At 72.1% G+C, this 15022-nt stretch carries 13 protein-coding genes; 3 read left to right on the top strand and 10 right to left on the bottom strand.

Features of this window, described 5'->3' with window-relative positions; translation table 11 throughout:
- Positions 1 to 105: 105 nt before the first annotated feature.
- The 9 genes from MTQ01_RS14385 to MTQ01_RS14345 form a co-directional block, all read right to left on the bottom strand.
- Complete coding sequence (locus tag MTQ01_RS14385) at positions 106 to 1455, bottom strand: alpha/beta fold hydrolase (protein ID WP_247490698.1); 1350 nt, start codon at positions 1453 to 1455, stop codon at positions 106 to 108.
- Between the two features lie 200 nt (positions 1456 to 1655).
- Positions 1656 to 2246: a hypothetical protein gene (locus MTQ01_RS14380; protein WP_247490382.1), complete on the bottom strand. Its 591-nt coding sequence runs from the start codon at positions 2244 to 2246 to the stop codon at positions 1656 to 1658.
- Entirely contained in the window at positions 2243 to 3400 is a 1158-nt protein-coding gene (locus MTQ01_RS14375; protein ID WP_211040358.1) for an ROK family glucokinase, read from the bottom strand. Before MTQ01_RS14375 ends, MTQ01_RS14380 begins: the two co-directional genes overlap by 4 nt.
- A gap of 15 nt (positions 3401 to 3415) precedes the next feature.
- On the bottom strand, positions 3416 to 4384 hold the full coding sequence (locus MTQ01_RS14370) for an ATP-binding cassette domain-containing protein (RefSeq protein ID WP_247490379.1): 969 nt from the start codon (positions 4382 to 4384) through the stop codon (positions 3416 to 3418).
- Positions 4381 to 5484, bottom strand: coding sequence for an ABC transporter permease (locus tag MTQ01_RS14365; RefSeq protein WP_247490377.1), 1104 nt, complete (start codon positions 5482 to 5484; stop codon positions 4381 to 4383). Before MTQ01_RS14365 ends, MTQ01_RS14370 begins: the two co-directional genes overlap by 4 nt.
- Positions 5481 to 6449 (bottom strand): substrate-binding domain-containing protein, encoded by a 969-nt coding sequence (locus MTQ01_RS14360; RefSeq protein ID WP_247490697.1) that lies wholly within the window; start codon positions 6447 to 6449, stop codon positions 5481 to 5483. Before MTQ01_RS14360 ends, MTQ01_RS14365 begins: the two co-directional genes overlap by 4 nt.
- Before the next feature lie 538 nt (positions 6450 to 6987).
- The gene (gene alc / locus MTQ01_RS14355; protein WP_247490376.1) at positions 6988 to 8115 is read right to left on the bottom strand and encodes an allantoicase; all 1128 of its coding nucleotides are present in this window, start codon (positions 8113 to 8115) and stop codon (positions 6988 to 6990) included.
- The gene (allB, locus tag MTQ01_RS14350) at positions 8112 to 9437 is read right to left on the bottom strand and encodes an allantoinase AllB (RefSeq protein WP_247490696.1); all 1326 of its coding nucleotides are present in this window, start codon (positions 9435 to 9437) and stop codon (positions 8112 to 8114) included. The genes alc and allB overlap by 4 nt, the downstream gene beginning before the upstream one ends.
- Positions 9438 to 9523: 86 nt before the next feature.
- Positions 9524 to 9856 carry a hypothetical protein gene (locus tag MTQ01_RS14345; RefSeq protein WP_247490374.1) on the bottom strand — a complete coding sequence of 111 codons (333 nt, stop codon included), beginning with the start codon at positions 9854 to 9856 and terminating at the stop codon, positions 9524 to 9526.
- A gap of 210 nt (positions 9857 to 10066) precedes the next feature.
- Here MTQ01_RS14345 and MTQ01_RS14340 point away from each other — a divergent pair, with 210 nt between their 5' ends.
- Positions 10067 to 10864 carry an IclR family transcriptional regulator gene (locus tag MTQ01_RS14340; protein ID WP_247490372.1) on the top strand — a complete coding sequence of 266 codons (798 nt, stop codon included), beginning with the start codon at positions 10067 to 10069 and terminating at the stop codon, positions 10862 to 10864.
- A gap of 276 nt (positions 10865 to 11140) precedes the next feature.
- On the opposite strand, the gene MTQ01_RS14335 is transcribed toward MTQ01_RS14340, so the two are convergent.
- Positions 11141 to 11482, bottom strand: coding sequence for a DUF5955 family protein (locus MTQ01_RS14335; RefSeq protein ID WP_247490370.1), 342 nt, complete (start codon positions 11480 to 11482; stop codon positions 11141 to 11143).
- 669 nt (positions 11483 to 12151) lie between these two features.
- Here MTQ01_RS14335 and MTQ01_RS14330 point away from each other — a divergent pair.
- Positions 12152 to 12763: an NTP transferase domain-containing protein gene (locus MTQ01_RS14330; protein WP_247490368.1), complete on the top strand. Its 612-nt coding sequence runs from the start codon at positions 12152 to 12154 to the stop codon at positions 12761 to 12763.
- 265 nt (positions 12764 to 13028) lie between these two features.
- Positions 13029 to 14669, top strand: a complete 1641-nt coding sequence (aceB, locus tag MTQ01_RS14325; RefSeq protein WP_247490366.1) for a malate synthase A — start codon at positions 13029 to 13031, stop codon at positions 14667 to 14669.
- The last annotated feature ends 353 nt before the right edge of the window (positions 14670 to 15022 follow it).

The following is a 15022-nucleotide window of genomic DNA, read 5'->3' as shown; positions in this document are numbered from 1 at the left end:
GGACGGTCGGAGGAGGAGAACGAGGAGGACGACGAGGACGCGGCCGAGGGCGTGGCCGAGGGCACGGAGGCGGACGGTTGCGAGCTGGGCATGTCCGCCATTGTGCTACTCCTCCGGGGTCGTTTCCTCCCGTACGACGCGCTGTGCGACGCGGAAGGCGGCGTCGGCGGCCGGCAGCCCGCAGTAGACCGCGGTGTGCAGCAGCACCTCGCGGATCTCGGCGGGTGTGAGGCCGTTGCGCAGCGCGCCGCGCACGTGGTCGGCGAGGGCGTCCAGCTGTCCGGTCGCGGTGAGGATGCCGAGCGTGGCGACCGAGCGGGTACGGCGGTCGATGCCGGTCCGCGACCAGGCCTCGCCCCACTCGACGCGGGTCAGGAAGCTCTGGAAGTCGGCGGTGAAGTCGTCGGTCTCGGCGGCGATGCGGTCCACGTGGCCGTCGCCGAGCACTTCGCGGCGCAGTCTGGTGCCGGCCTCCACGGCGTCGGCGCGGCCAGTGGTGCCGGTGCCCGCGGTGAGCTCGCCGACGGCCCATCCGAGCGGTGAGGAGGCGGGTTCGGCGATCGGCGCGACGGCTGCCGGGGCGGGCACGTGGTTGGGCCTGGCCGGCAGCACGCTCTGGGCGCCGGTGGGCTGGCCGCCGTCCGGCTGGTCCTGCCAGGCGGTCTCGAAGTGCTGCATCAGCAACTCGGTGACCTCGCCCGGGCGTTCGACCGGCGTGAGGTGCGCGGCGCCGGGGATCATCGCCAGTCGGGCGTCGGGGATGCCGGCGACCAGCGCACGGGCGTCGGCGGGCGGTGCGAGCTGGTCCTCGGCGCCGCACACCACCAGCGTGGGGATGCCGATGCGCGGCAGCACGTCGCGGACGTCGAAGGCGGCGTTGGCCTCGCAGGCGGCGATGTAGCAGCCGGGGTCGGTGGTGCGCACCATCTGCACCGACCACTCGGCGATGGCGTTCTGCGCGCCGATGAAGTCGCCGGTGAACCAGCGGTCGGGGGTGGTGCGGGCGACCGGGTCGAGCCCGTTGGTGCGGATGACGACGCCGCGCTGGCGCCATTCGTCGGCGGTGCCCTGGCGGGGCGAGGAGGAGATGAGCGCGAGGGTGGTCAGCCGTTGCGGCTGGGTGAGGGCGAGTTGGGCGCCGATCGCGCCGCCGATGCCGCAGCCCGCGTACCCGAAGCGGTTCTCCCCCGCGTTGTCCAGGGTGACCAGCAGGCGTTCGGCGAGGTCCGCGACGGAGGCGGCGGGGTGTGCGGGGGCGCCGCCGTGGCCGGGGAGGTCGAAGCGCAGTACGCGCCACTCCCGCGTCAGCTCCGGTATCTGGCGGTCCCACATGTGCCAGGTCGCGCCGAGCGCGGGCCCGAGGACCAGCAGCGGCGCTCCGGCCGGGCCGTCGATGCGGTACTGCAGTGCTCTGGCCGTCGCCGTCGCCGGCTGCTCGGTCCGCTGCTGTGGCACCGGGCGGCTCACCGCCCTTGTCGCCGACTGGTTCACGCTCTCGCTGCTCTCACTCACACGGGACACGCTACCCAGTGCTACCGCCGGTACAGAACCCGGGCGGTCCCGGAGAACGCCTCCGTCGCCGGCACGCTCCCGCGGCACGGAGGCCGACGGCGAACCACGACGTGGGAGGCCGCTTGCGGAGGTTGGGGCCCGAATCAGAATTCGGCGGTGGAGACGACGTAGACCTGCGGGCGCTCGGGCCGGGAGAGGTCGACGGTGATCCTGAGGTCGGGCCGGTTGCCGGGGTTGCGGACGGTGGTGCCGAGGAACTCCGTACCGGACCGGCGCAGGTCCCAACCCACCACGTCCGCCTGCCCGTGGCTGACCGCCGACCCCTCGGTCAGCTCCTCGCGGCCGGAGCCGTGGGCGGCGAGGAAGGCGTCCAGCTTCTCCGGCGAGGTGCGGAACTGCGTGTACAGGGAGCTCTTCTGCCAGCTGTTGGTCTCGAAGTACGCGACGTAGGTGGAGCGGCTGGGGATGGGCACCTCGTAGATGCGGCGGGTGACCTTGCTCGGCCACTCCCACACCAGGCTCGTCGCCGAGGCGACCTGCTCCTTGTCCTTGCCGCTGTCCCGGCTCTGGAACCCCGAGAGCACGAGGTAGCCCGCCGGCACGGCGACCAGCAGGACCGCGATCACGGCGGTGACGGCCCGGCGGAAGGTGAGCCGGGGCCGCTCCGAGGGCTCGGGGTCGGGCTGCTCGCCGGTGGGCGGCGGCTCGACCTCGTCGGTGGTGCCGGTCGTCACCTGCTCACCATCCGGGTGCGGGGCGCCAGGCCGAGCTGGGCGGCGGCGCGCTCGTACCGCTCGTAGCGCTCCAGCCGGCGGCGGTTGGCGCGGCGGAAGCGGCGGGCGACGAGCCGGGCGAGGTCGGCGGCGCCCACCATGCCCGCCTCCGGGCCGAGTTGGGCGCGTACGACGCGGGCCTCGGGACGGTAGCCACGACCGGTGAGGTGGCGGCGGTACGCCTCGGTGGCGGGGCCGATCAGCAGGTCGTCGGCGGCGCTGACGCCACCGCCGATGACGAAGCAGGACGGGTCGAGGGCGGCGGCGAGGTTGGCGATGCCGATGCCGAGCCACTGTCCGATGTCCTGGAGGAGCTCGACGCACATCGCGTCGCCCTCGCGGGCCAGCTCGGTGATGAGCGGGCCGGTGATGTCGGAGACGGTGCCGCCGACGCGGTCGATGATGTTGTACGCGACCGGGGAGTCCGCGGCGGCCAGCTCGCGGGCCTCGCGGACCAGGGCGTTGCCGGAGCTGTACTGCTCCCAGCAGCCCCGGTTCCCGCAGGGGCAGCGGTGGCCGCCGGGCACGACCTGCATGTGCCCGAACTCGCCGGCGACCCCGTACTTGCCGCGCTTGACCTTGCCGTCCTCCAGGATCGCGCCGCCGATGCCGGTGCCCAGCGTGATCATCACGAGGTGGTCCTCGTCCTTGCCGGCACCGAAGCGCCATTCGCCCCAGGCGGCGGCGTTGGCGTCGTTGTCGATCAGGACGGGGACGGCGAGTCTGGCCTGGAGCGACTCGCGCAGCGGCTCGTCGCGCCAGGACAGGTGCGGTGCGAACAGGATGCGGGAGCGCTCGGCGTCCACCCAGCCCGCTGCCCCGATGCCGACCGCGTGCACGTCGTGCCGGTCGGAGAGGTCGAGCACCAGCTCGGTGATGGTGTCCTCGACGACCTTGGGGCTCTTGGACTTGTCCGGCGTCTCGGCCCGGAGCTTCTCCAGGATGGTGCCATCCGCGTCCACGACGCCCGCCATCACCTTGGTCCCGCCGATGTCGATACCGACGGTCGGGACACGGGGCGCGGACAGATGTGAGCGCCGCTCCCTGGTGGAGACGGTGCGCAGCACGGTGGCGCGGGCAGCCGGCTCGGAGCTGCGATCACGGTGCGTACTCATCGACTCGATTGTGCCTTACGCGGCGCTGCCCGGGGGCGGCGGAGCCGGAGACCGTTCCAGCTCGTGACTGAGCTCGTCCAGTTCGCTGCCGCCGGCCATCTCCCGGGTGAGCCGGTCGAGGGTGATCGACTCCTTGGCGTGCGAACCGGCCATCTCGCCGCGCTTGAGCAGTACGAAACGGTCGCCGACCAGGTAGGCGTGGTGCGGGTTGTGGGTGATCAGCACGACGCCGATGCCCTCGTCCCGGGCGGCGGCGACGTACTTGAGCACGACCCCGGACTGTTTGACGCCGAGCGCCGCGGTCGGCTCGTCCAGCACCAGGACGCGGGCGCCGAAGTGGACGGCGCGGGCGATGGCGACGCACTGGCGCTCGCCGCCGGAGAGGGTGCCGATCGGCTGGTCCACGTCCCGCAGGTCGATGCCCATGCGCAGCAGTGCGCGGCGGGTGGTGCGGCGCATCTCGGCCACGTCCAGGCGGCGCAGCGGGCCGCGGCCGACGCGGGGTTCGGAGCCGAGGAAGAAGTTCCGCCAGACCGGCATCAGCGGCACGACGGCGAGGTCCTGGTAGACCGTGGCGATGCCGCGGTCGAGGGCTTCGCGCGGCGAGCCGAGGCGGGCAGGTTCGCCGTCGATGGTGTACGTGCCGGAGTCGTGCGGGTGGAGTCCGGCGATGATCTTGATGAGGGTGGACTTGCCGGCGCCGTTGTCGCCCAGCACGCAGCTGACCGAGCCGGCGTGCACGTCCAGCGACACCTCGCTGAGCGCGGCGACGTTGCCGTAGGACTTGGTGACCTTCTCCAGCCGGAGCAGCGGGGCGTCGGCGGCCGGCTGCTCGGCGGGAGCGGCGCTCTCGGACGCGGCCCCCGCGTCGGCCTCCGCGTCGGCTCCTGCGGTGGTCCCCGCGGCTCCCGCGTTGGTCCCGGTGTCCTCGGCCGGGTGGGCGCCCTGCTCGGGGCGGGCGCTCTCGGGCTGTTCGTCGGTCATCGGGTGGCCTCCGCGCGCTTGCGAATCCAGGCGTTGAGCAGCGCCGCCAGCAGCAGCATGGCGCCCAGGAAGAACTTGAACCAGTCCGGGTCCCACTGGGCGTAGACGATGCCCTTGCTGGCGATGCCGAAGATCAGCGCGCCGATCGCGGCGCCGGCGGCGGACCCGTAGCCGCCGGTGAGCAGACAGCCGCCGATGACGGCGGCGGCGATGTAGATCAGCTCGTTGCCGACGCCTTCGCCGGACTGGACGACGTCGTAGCTGAAGAGCAGGTGCTGGCCGAGCACCCAGGCGCAGAAGGCGACACCGGCGTACAGGCCGATCTTGGTCGCCTTGACCGGAACGCCCACCGCCCTGGCAGCCTCCGAGTTGCCGCCGGCCGCGAAGATCCAGTTGCCGGCGCGGGTGCGCAGCAGGACCCAGGTGGCGACCGCGACCAGCCCGAGCCACCACAGCACGGTGACCCGCAGGTTGAAGCCGCCGATCTGGAAGGAGGAGGCGAACAGCTTCTCGGCCTCCGGGAAGCCCTCCATGTCGCCGATGGACTTGGTGGAGACCGTGCCCGAGATCAGCTTGGTGAGGCCGAGGTTGAGGCCGGTCAGCATCAGGAACGTGCCGAGCGTGATGATGAAGCTCGGCAGCCCGGTGCGGGTGAGCATCCAGCCGTTGAAGACGCCGACGGCCAGCGTGACCAGCAGCGACATGCCGATGCCGACCCACACGTTGGCGGTCATCTGGTAGCTGAACATCGACGAGACCAGCGCCGAGGTGGTGACCAGCACACCGGCCGAGAGGTCGAACTCGCCGCCGATCATCAGCAGCGCCACGGCGACCGCCACGATGCCGATCGTGGAGGAGGCGTAGAGCACCGTCGAGAGGCTGCTCGCCTTGAGGAAGGTGTCCGCGGCCACGGCGAAGAAGACGAAGACCGCGACCGCGCCGACCAGGGATCCCAGCTCCGGGCGGCTGAGCAGGCGCCGGGGCAGGGAGCGTACGTGCGGCGGCTCGGCGCCGGCCGCCGGGTCCTCCTCGGCGGTGGCGGCGGAACCGGTGGCGGTGCCCGTGGCTGGGCTGTCGGGGGCGTCGGGGCGGTGGCTCATCGGGTGCCCCTGCCGGTGTACTCCTCCAGCGCGTCGGCGTCCTCGCCGGTCAGCACCTGCGGACCGGTGAGCACCGGTTCGCCGCCGCCGAGCATCGTGGAGTTGTAGAGGTAGAGCCAGAGCAGGTCGACGGCCTGGTACCCCTGGAGGTAGGGCTGCTGGTCGACGGCGAAGGTGATCGACTCGTCCTGGAGCCCGCTGACGACCTTCTCGTTGAGGTCGAAGGTGCTGATCTGCGCGTCGCTGCCGGCCTGGTCCGCCGCCTTGGCCGCGGTCCCGGCGAAGGGCGCTCCGAGGGTGACCACGGAGTCGATGTCGGGGTCCGACTGGAGCTTGGACTCCAGCGAGGACTCGACCGAGGGCATGTTGGTGCCCTCGACGTAGAGGTTCTCGATCTTGCCGTCGAACTTCTCGCGGACGCCGTCGCAACGCTCCTCGTGGCCGACGTTGCCCTGCTCGTGCAGAACGCAGACCGCCTTCTTGCGGTCGCGCTCGTTCAGCTCCTCGCCGACCGCCTCCCCCGCGGTGACCTCGTCCTGGCCGATGTGCGCGAGCGCGCCGAAGCTCTTGGACTTGTCCTGCCCGGAGTTGATGGTGAGGACCGGGATTCCGGACTTCACCGCCTTGGCGACCACGGCCTTCATCGCGGCCGGCTTCGCGAGAGAGACCACGATGCCGTCGACGTCCTGGTCGATGGCGGCCTGCACGAGCTGGGCCTGTTTGCCGGCCTCCTTGTCGTGCGAGTAGAGGAACTCGATGTTGTCCTTGACCGCCGCCTGTTCGGCGCCGCTCTGCACGATGTCCCAGAAGGTGTCGCCGTCGCCGGAGTGAGTGATCATGGCGACCTTCCAGCGCGGCGTGTCCACCGCGGCCTTGCCGCCCGCGCCCTTGGCCCGCTCCTCCTCGGCGCGTTTGCCACCGGTGCTGCTGCACGAGGTCAGGGCGAGGGAGAGCACCACGCCCACGGCGAGTACGGCGGCCCTGCCGCGCCCCGTGCGGGTCGCGGCTCCTTCTCCGTACGCCCGGCCTGATGCGCTCGAACGCACCGGCCCACGACTGCGAAACGTCTTCACGCTGGCCACTGGCTCCTGCCCCTCGTACTGATCGTGTCGCCTCACCTGCGGACTCCACCGCGGGGCCGGCCGGACAAGTATCCGCCACTGTGCCGGGAGGGTGACACCTGGGTGAAGGGGGCGGGCGCGGCCGGGACCGCCCCCTTCACCAAACCCCCGCACGGAGCGCGCGGTTGGTACCGTTCGCGGCTTTCCGCGACGCCGCCGCACGGCCGCGGAAGGGGCGGCGTGCGGCGGTCGGTTCGCGGGCGCGGCGGGCGGGCGTACGGGCGAGCGCGCGGGGGCGCTTCGTTCACGGGCGCGGCGCGGGCGGCGGTACGTGCGAGCGCGGCGTCCGGCGGTACGGGGGCGACCGACCCGCGCTGTCGGGCGCGGGCCGGTCGTGTCGGTGCGGGCGGGCGCGACGGGGCGCCCGGCTCGGGCGGGTCGGTCAGCCGCCGAGTTCCCGGTGGCGGGCGGCGAGTGCCGCGGCGCCCTGCTCGGTCAGCGAGCCGAAGAGCCGCAGTCGGGAGATGCCGCCGTCGGGGAAGATGTCGATCCGTATCTGCGTCACCGCGGGCACGTCCGAGAGGACGAAGCGGTGCACGGTGTCCGGCTGGAGACGTGTGCGCGGCAGCAGTTCGTGCCACTGGCCGTCCTCGCCGTCCCGGCCGACGAGCGCCGCCCAGCCTGCGGAGTTGCCCTTGAGGTAGGCGGTGTCGATCTCCACCGCGCGGATGTCGCTCTGCCCGGTGAGCGCGTAGTGGATCCAGTCGTTGCCCTTGTCGCGGCGGCGGCGGGTCTCCCAACCGTCGTCCATCTTCTGCGACCGGCCCGGCTGGATGGTGTGGTCGGCCGGGGAGTAGAAGCGGTCCGAGGCGTCCAGGACGGCGCCGCCGTTCTCCAGCGCCACGGTGTCGAAGGCGCCGAGCGCGGCGAGCCAGGCCGGGTCGGGGACGACCTCGCCGTGGACCCGCAACCGGGCGATGCCGCCGTCCGGATGCTGCTTGAGCCGCAGGTGGGTGAAGCGCCGCGGCGCGTCGACCGCGAAACCGTTCGCCGCGTGGCCGCCGACTGCCGTGCGGGGTACGAGAGTTGTCCACTCCACCCGCTCGTCGAGCAGGTCCTCGGGAGAGGCGGAGAGCGGGGCGCTGGTCGCCTCGACGGAAACGGCCTGCGGGTAGTTGCCGCGGAAGTGGGCCGTGTCGACGACGATGCCGTGGATGACGCCGGGCGTGCCCAGGCGCACCAGAGCCCAGTCGTGGTCCTCGTCGACGGGGTGCGGGGTCTCGGCGCCGGTGCCGCGCCTGCGGCGGGTCTCCCAGCCGTCCATGATCTTGCCCTTGTGCCCGAACAGGCTGGGGTCGAAGACGGCCCGACCGGGCAGCAGCAGGTTCTCCCGCTGGGCGAAGAACTCGTCGTTGGCGGCGATCACCCCGCCGCCGAGCCTGCGGTCGGCGAGGTCGACGTGGTGGGCGAAGGCGAACTCCTCGCTGCGGTAGTCCGCGTACGGGTCACCGCCTCCGTAGGGGTTGGCGTCGCCGGTGAAGCGGGTGGGTGCGGGGCTTGCCGCGGTCATGCGGAGTTCCTTTCGATGAGTCGGCCGCTTCGCCCGATGGCGCGGCCGTGGTCGGTGATCCGCTGTCCGCGCAGCCAGCTGGACCGTACGACTCCGTGCAGGGTGCGGCCCGCGTAGGCGGTGACGCGGTTGCGGTGGTGGAGGTGGTCCGGGTCGACGGTGAACGTCTCCTCCGGGGCGAGTACGGCGAAGTCGGCGTCCATACCGGGGGCGATGGCCCCCTTGGCGGTGAGTCCGGCGAGCGCCGCGGGGGCGGTGGACATCCAGCGGACGACGTCCGCCAGGTCGTGGCCGCGGGCGCGGGCCGCGGTCCAGACGACGGGCAGACCGAGCTGCAGGGAGGAGATCCCTCCCCATGCCTGACCGAAGTCGGCGGTCTTCAGATCTGCCGTGCAGGGTGAGTGGTCGGAGACGACGCAGTCGACGGTGCCGTCGGCGAGCGCGGCCCACAGGGCGTCCTGGTTGGCCCGCTCGCGGATGGGCGGGCAGCACTTGAACTCGGTCGCCCCGTCGGGGACTTCCTCGGCGGTGAGCGTCAGGAAGTGCGGGCACGTCTCGACGGTGATCCGCACGCCCTCGCGGCGGGCCTCGGCCAGCATCGGCAGCGCGTCCGAGGAGGAGAGGTGCAGGACGTGGACGCGGGCGTCCAACTCGCGGGCGAGGTCGATGAGTCGGGCGATGGCCTCGTTCTCCGCGGCGCGGGGGCGGGAGGCGAGGAATCCGGCGTACGCGCCGCCGCTCGCCGGGGGCGCCTCGGCGAGATGGTGCGGATCCTCGGCGTGCACGATCAGCAGTCCGTCGAAGCCCGCGATCTCGGTCAGCGCCGCGCGCAGTTGTGCGGCGTCCAGCTCGGGGAACTCCTCCACGCCGGACGGCGAGAGGAAGCACTTGAAGCCGAACACGCCGGCCTCGTGCAGGCCGCGCAGCTCACCGACGTTGCCGGGGATCGCGCCGCCCCAGAACCCGGTGTCCACATGGGCCTTGTCGGCCGCCACGGCGCGTTTGACGTCCAGATGCTCCGAAGTGGTGGTCGGCGGCAGGCTGTTGAGGGGCATGTCGAGCAGCGTGGTGATGCCACCGGCGGCGGCTGCCCTGGTGGCCGTCCAGAACCCCTCCCACTCGGTCCTGCCCGGATCGTTGACATGGACGTGGGTGTCGACGAGACCGGGCAGCAGGGCGTCCTTGCCGCAGTCCACGAGCTGCGGACCGTCCGGGAGCGGGGTGTCGTGCGGCAGGACCGAGTCGATGCGTCCCTCCCGCACGGCGACGACCGCCGGGCGGACGCCCTCGGGGGTGACGACCCGGCGGGAGCGGAACAGCAGTTCCGCCTCTCCGGGGTCGGCGGACTTCTGCGGGTTTCGCGGGGACTGTGCGTGCCGCGGTGGCTCTGCGGACAACCCGACCCTCCTCAAAGTGCGTTGGGGCGAAACGCTGTGAACATGACGAACGCGGTGAACATGACGAACACTGCGAGCACGGCGAATATCGCAAACACCGTGAACATCCGTGCGGCGAACGTGGCGGGCAGGCGCGCCGGGTGCCGGCGGCTGCACGGGCAGTGCGACGGCGGTCGGGAACGTACAGCTGACGGGGCGGGCCGCACGGGCGCCACCGCAGCCCTGGCGAGTTCCACAGTGCGGAATTTCAACGTTCTGTTGAAGAATCCCCCTTCGACGGGCCTTCCGTCAAGGGGTGGGCTTCGCTCCTCGACTTCCACAATCCGGAGTTTGTAGGTTTTCACCAAACGAAATGGATGTTCCGTACCGCAAAATGGAGGACCTGCCGTACCGCCCCCGTCCCACTCCGCCGGCCATGGGCCGACCACCACGGAGAACACGGACACCACGGGGCTGACCGGCGAGAACCCCGAGGCGGCACACCGGCCGCCCGTACGGGCCGCCCGGTACGATGCGCGCAGCCGCCTCGACCGGAACCGAAGGGAAAGCGCCACGTGCCGCCGTCCGAGCGCAAGACCACCAGCACTCCCGCCGCGAGCGGCGGCGTCCAGTCCCTGGAGCGCGCATTCGACCTCCTGGAGCGCATGGCGGACGCCGGCGGCGAGGTCGGCCTCAGTGAGCTCTCCAGCAGCAGCGGCCTCCCGCTGCCCACCATCCACCGACTGATGCGCACCCTGGTCGCCTGCGGCTACGTGCGCCAGCAGCCCAACCGCCGTTACGCACTGGGCCCGCGCCTCATCCGGCTCGGCGAGAGCTCCTCACGCCTGCTGGGCACCTGGGCACGCCCCTACCTGGCCAGGCTGGTCGAGGAGACCGGCGAGACCGCCAACATGGCACTGCTGGACGGCGACGAGGTCGTCTACGTCGCACAGGTCCCCTCGCGGCACTCGATGCGGATGTTCACCGAGGTCGGGCGGCGCGTGCTGCCGCACTCGACCGGCGTCGGCAAGGCGCTGATGGCGCACATGCCCGACGAGGAGGTGCGCGCCGTGCTCGCCCGCACCGGGATGCCGGCCGCCACCGACCGCACCCTCACCACCCCCGAGGACTTCCTCGGCGCACTGGAGATCACCCGCGACCGCGGCTTCGCACTGGACGACAACGAGCAGGAGATCGGCGTGCGCTGCATCGCGGTGCCGATCCCCGACTCCCCCACCGCCGCGGCGATCTCGGTCTCCGGACCCGCCGGGCGCGTGACCGACCCGGCCACCGAGAAGATCGTGCCACTGCTCCAGGACGTCGCCCGCGAACTGTCCGTGGCACTGGCGAGCAACGGCTCACCCACCGGCTAGGCACCGGCCCCAGCGTCCGACCCCTGCCTCCGGCCCCGCGTCCGGCCGCCGCGCATCTCCGCACACCGGCCCGTAGCCACGAAGCGGGCGCCGGGCGCGGCGGGCGGGTGCGTATCGCGGGGCCAACACCGGTCGCGCGCAGGGGCGTTCACCTGCCCGGGGAGGAGACCGGACGGCCGGAGCGCACCGGACTCCGTCCCGCAGACGGCACGGCGCGCGCCACCCGGGTCCGTACCCGCCCGCACAACGCGGCAGCGCATACCGCCGCCGCCTCCTTCAGCAGGCGTCCGTGAAGTCGACGAACCCGGCGATCACGTCGCGCAGTTCGGCCAGCGGGTCGGCGAGCGCACTCACCGAGCCCAGCGCCGCCAGCACCAACAGCAGTGCCTGGCGCAGTTGATCGGGGTCCAGGACCTCGGCCGCGGCCATCACGTCGAGTGCGGTGAGCTGCTCCTCCGCAGCTTCGCGGTCCGGCAGATCCGCCTGGTGCCCGGCCAGCGCCAGTCGCAGAGCCGAGACCGCCTCCGCGAGCGTGGGCGGCGCTCCGGTCGCCGACTCCGCGGGCGGCGGGGCGCTCGACCGCCGCGCCGCCAGTTCCTCTGTCGGCTCACCGCCCACGGCGGTTGTCCCCCACCCAGTCACCTTGCCCCTGACGCCGTGGTGTGTGTCACCGGACCGTGCGGCGCCGTTCGACACCGCGGGCACGCCCTGTGGGGCGCGCCGAACCGCTCTGTGCAGAAGTGCTCTTGCTGTGTTCCCTGTGGGGATCGTCACACTCCGCTCATGACAGCTCACTGCCGGCGGCGGAGGTGACAGTAAACGCCACACTCCGCGCAACAGTCCATGCAGAAGGCTGATTTCGGCCGCCCTCATCCACCCGCACCACACCGCGCACCCCGATGTGCCTCCCCCTCAGGAGGGACCCCCTTCGAACACCGCACACCCAGGAGCGCACCCCCGACTACCCTGCCCGCCGTCGCCGCCCGACCCCTCTCGCGCCAACACCGCGCGACGTCAACACCGCGCCGCACCAACACCGCTCCGCGTCAACACCGCACCGCGCCCACGCCGCACCCGACCGACAAACGGGCGCCGCACGCCGCCCCGCCCCGCGGCAACACCTGCCCACGCGCCCGCACCGGCACTGTGTGCCAGCGACCACGAAGCCGGACACGAGCGCCCAAGGAGCTGTCGCAAACGGTCAACACCGCACACCTCAGGGGGACTTCGCGCCGACTCGAGTGGTCACTACAACACTCTGGGTCGCCTTCGGCGTACGCTCGGCATATGGCTGAGTCCTTGTACCCCGCACGCATCGCCGGCCTGCTTCTCGCGGCAGGCGGCGGACGGCGACTTGGCGGTCAACCCAAGGCGTTGCTCTCCCATCGGGGCCGCCCGCTGGTCGAGCACGCGGTGCGCACCCTGCGCGCGGGCGGATGCGGTCCGGTGCTGGTGGTGCTCGGCGCACAGGCCGACACCGTGCAGGAGAAAGCCGACCTCGGCGGCTGCCCGCTGGTGGTCAATCCGGACTGGCAGCAGGGCATGGGGTGTTCACTGCGCGCGGGCCTGCGCGCGGCGGCGGCGCTCGAGTCACCGCCGGACGGACTGCTGGTGGCACTGACCGACCAGCCGGGCATCGGCCCTGAAGCGGTGGCTCGGGTGCTGCACGCGTTCACCTCTCCGGCCTCGCTGGTGATGGCCTCCTACGAGGGGCGCCGCGACCATCCGGTACTGATCGGCTCGGAGCACTGGAAGGGCGTGGCGGCGACGGCGGCCGGAGACCAGGGGGCCCGTCGCTATCTCCGCGAACACAGCGGCAGGATCACGCTCGTCGAGTGCGCGGACGTCGCCGACCCGGCGGACATCGACACCCCCGAGGACCTCGTCCGGCTCGACTGAACAGCCGACCGCGGCCGACCCCGGGGCACATTCGGCGACAGGCCGTGCACGCACGGAGACACACCGTCGGCTTGGCCGAAAAAATATCTCGACATCAACGATCTCGATGTCAACAGAGCGTTGAGATTCCGCGATAAGGAAACTATTCTCCAATTTGCAGATGGTTGCTGGCACGCAGTGTCAGGCATCCGTACACGCGCTTGTGATCTTGGTGGCGCCCCGAGGGCAGCACCAGGCAGCACCGCCCGCTAAGGAGTGACAGCCCATGTCCGCACCAGCGCCGTCACCGCTGGCCATCGTCGATGTCGACCCGAGCCAGGCACCCGCCCGTCAGGACGAGGTGCTGACCGACGCGGCACTGGCATTTGTCGCCGCGTTGCACGAGCGGTTCACCCCGCGCCGCGACGAGCTCCTCGCCCGCCGCGGCGAGCGCCGTGCCGAGATCGCCAGGACCAGCACCCTCGACTTCCTGCCCGAGACCGCCGAGGTGCGCGCCGGTGACTGGAAGGTCGCCGAGGCCCCCGCCGCGCTGAACGACCGCCGGGTGGAGATCACCGGTCCCACCGACCGGAAGATGACCATCAACGCCCTCAACTCGGGCGCCAAGGTCTGGCTCGCCGACTTCGAGGACGCATCCGCTCCCACCTGGGAGAACGTCATCGGCGGCCAGCTCAACATGACCGACGCCTACCGCAGGCAGGTCGACTTCACCGACGAGAAGAGCGGCAAGAGCTACGCCCTGCGCCCCGCGGACGAGCTGGCCACCGTGGTCATGCGCCCGCGCGGCTGGCACCTGGAGGAGCGCCACCTGCGCGACGCGGACGGCAAGTCCGTCCCGGGCGCCCTGGTCGACTTCGGCCTCTACTTCTTCCGCAACGCCCAGCTGCTGCTGGACCTCGGCAAGGGCCCGTACTTCTATCTGCCGAAGACGGAGTCCTACCTCGAGGCCCGTCTGTGGAACGAGATCTTCGTCTTCGCGCAGGACTACCTCGGGATTCCGCAGGGCACCGTGCGCGCCACCGTGCTGATCGAGACGATCACCGCGGCGTACGAGATGGACGAGATCCTCTACGAGCTGCGCGACCACGCCTCGGGCCTGAACGCCGGCCGCTGGGACTACCTCTTCTCCATCGTCAAGAACTTCCGGGACGGCGGCGAGAAGTTCGTCCTGCCGGACCGCAACGCCGTGACGATGACGGCCCCGTTCATGCGCGCCTACACCGAACTGCTGGTGCGCACCTGCCACAAGCGCGGTGCGCACGCCATCGGCGGCATGGCCGCGTTCATCCCCAACCGCCGCGACCCCGAGGCCAACGCCAAGGCGCTGGACAAGGTCAAGGCGGACAAGGACCGCGAGGCCGGCGACGGCTTCGACGGCTCCTGGGTCGCCCACCCGGACCTGGTGCCGGTCGCCAAGAAGTCCTTCGACGAGGTGCTCGGCGACAAGCCCAACCAGAAGGAGCGGCTGCGCGAGGACGTGCAGGTCGGCGCCGCCGATCTGATCGCCATCGACTCGCTGGACGCCAAGCCCACCTACGAGGGCCTGCGCGCCGCCATCCAGGTCGGCACCCGCTACATCGAGGCGTGGCTGCGCGGTCTGGGCGCGGTCGCGATCTTCGGGCTGATGGAGGACGCGGCGACGGCCGAGATCTCCCGCTCGCAGATCTGGCAGTGGGTCGACGCCGGTGTCGTCTTCGACGACGCGCCGCAGGGCCGGGACAAGGCGACCGCCGCGGTCGTCCGCGAGATCGCCGCCGAGGAACTGGCCGCGATCCGCGCGGAGATCGGCGACGAGGCGTTCGCCGCGGGCAAGTGGCAGCAGGCGCACGACCTGCTGTTGGAGGTCTCGCTCAACACCGACTACGTCGAGTTCCTGACGCTGCCCGCGTACGAGCTGCTCGACTGAGCCACCGAGGCACCGCGGTTCGTTCCGCGGTCGACGCACCACCGACGAGCGGGTGCGGTACGGAACTCCCGTACCGCACCCGCTCGTTCGCGTCCGCCCGCCTCCCCGCCCGGCCCGGTCCGGCCCCCGCCCGGCTCCGGGCCGCGCCCCCCGAGCACCGGCCCGGCCCGGCCACCGGCGGCCGGAGGCGCCGCCGGACCAGCGCCTGCCTCACCGGCCCGGTCGGTACGCACACCGCCCGCCCCTGCGCGCCGCCGGCCCGTACCGCGTGCGCTCGCCGGAACCCCGACTCGAACTCCCGGGTCCGTACCGAGCGCTGCCCGGCCGGACGGGCGCACCCCGCCCGCGGCGGC

Source organism: Streptomyces sp. XM4193 (assembly GCF_023072595.1).
Lineage (GTDB): Bacteria > Actinomycetota > Actinomycetes > Streptomycetales > Streptomycetaceae > Streptomyces.
This window is presented reverse-complemented; position numbering and strand designations above follow the sequence as displayed.

Bases quoted from the DNA above. Each gene is read 5' to 3' on its own strand.
- MTQ01_RS14375 (WP_211040358.1), bottom strand. From the start codon at position 3,400: ATGAGTACGCACCGTGATCGCAGCTCCGAGCCGGCTGCCCGCGCCACC.
- MTQ01_RS14370 (WP_247490379.1), bottom strand. From the start codon at position 4,384: ATGACCGACGAACAGCCCGAGAGCGCCCGCCCCGAGCAGGGCGCCCAC.
- MTQ01_RS14365 (WP_247490377.1), bottom strand. From the start codon at position 5,484: ATGAGCCACCGCCCCGACGCCCCCGACAGCCCAGCCACGGGCACCGCC.
- alc (WP_247490376.1), bottom strand. From the start codon at position 8,115: ATGACCGCGGCAAGCCCCGCACCCACCCGCTTCACCGGCGACGCCAAC.
- MTQ01_RS14330 (WP_247490368.1), top strand. From the start codon at position 12,152: ATGGCTGAGTCCTTGTACCCCGCACGCATCGCCGGCCTGCTTCTCGCG.
- aceB (WP_247490366.1), top strand. From the start codon at position 13,029: ATGTCCGCACCAGCGCCGTCACCGCTGGCCATCGTCGATGTCGACCCG.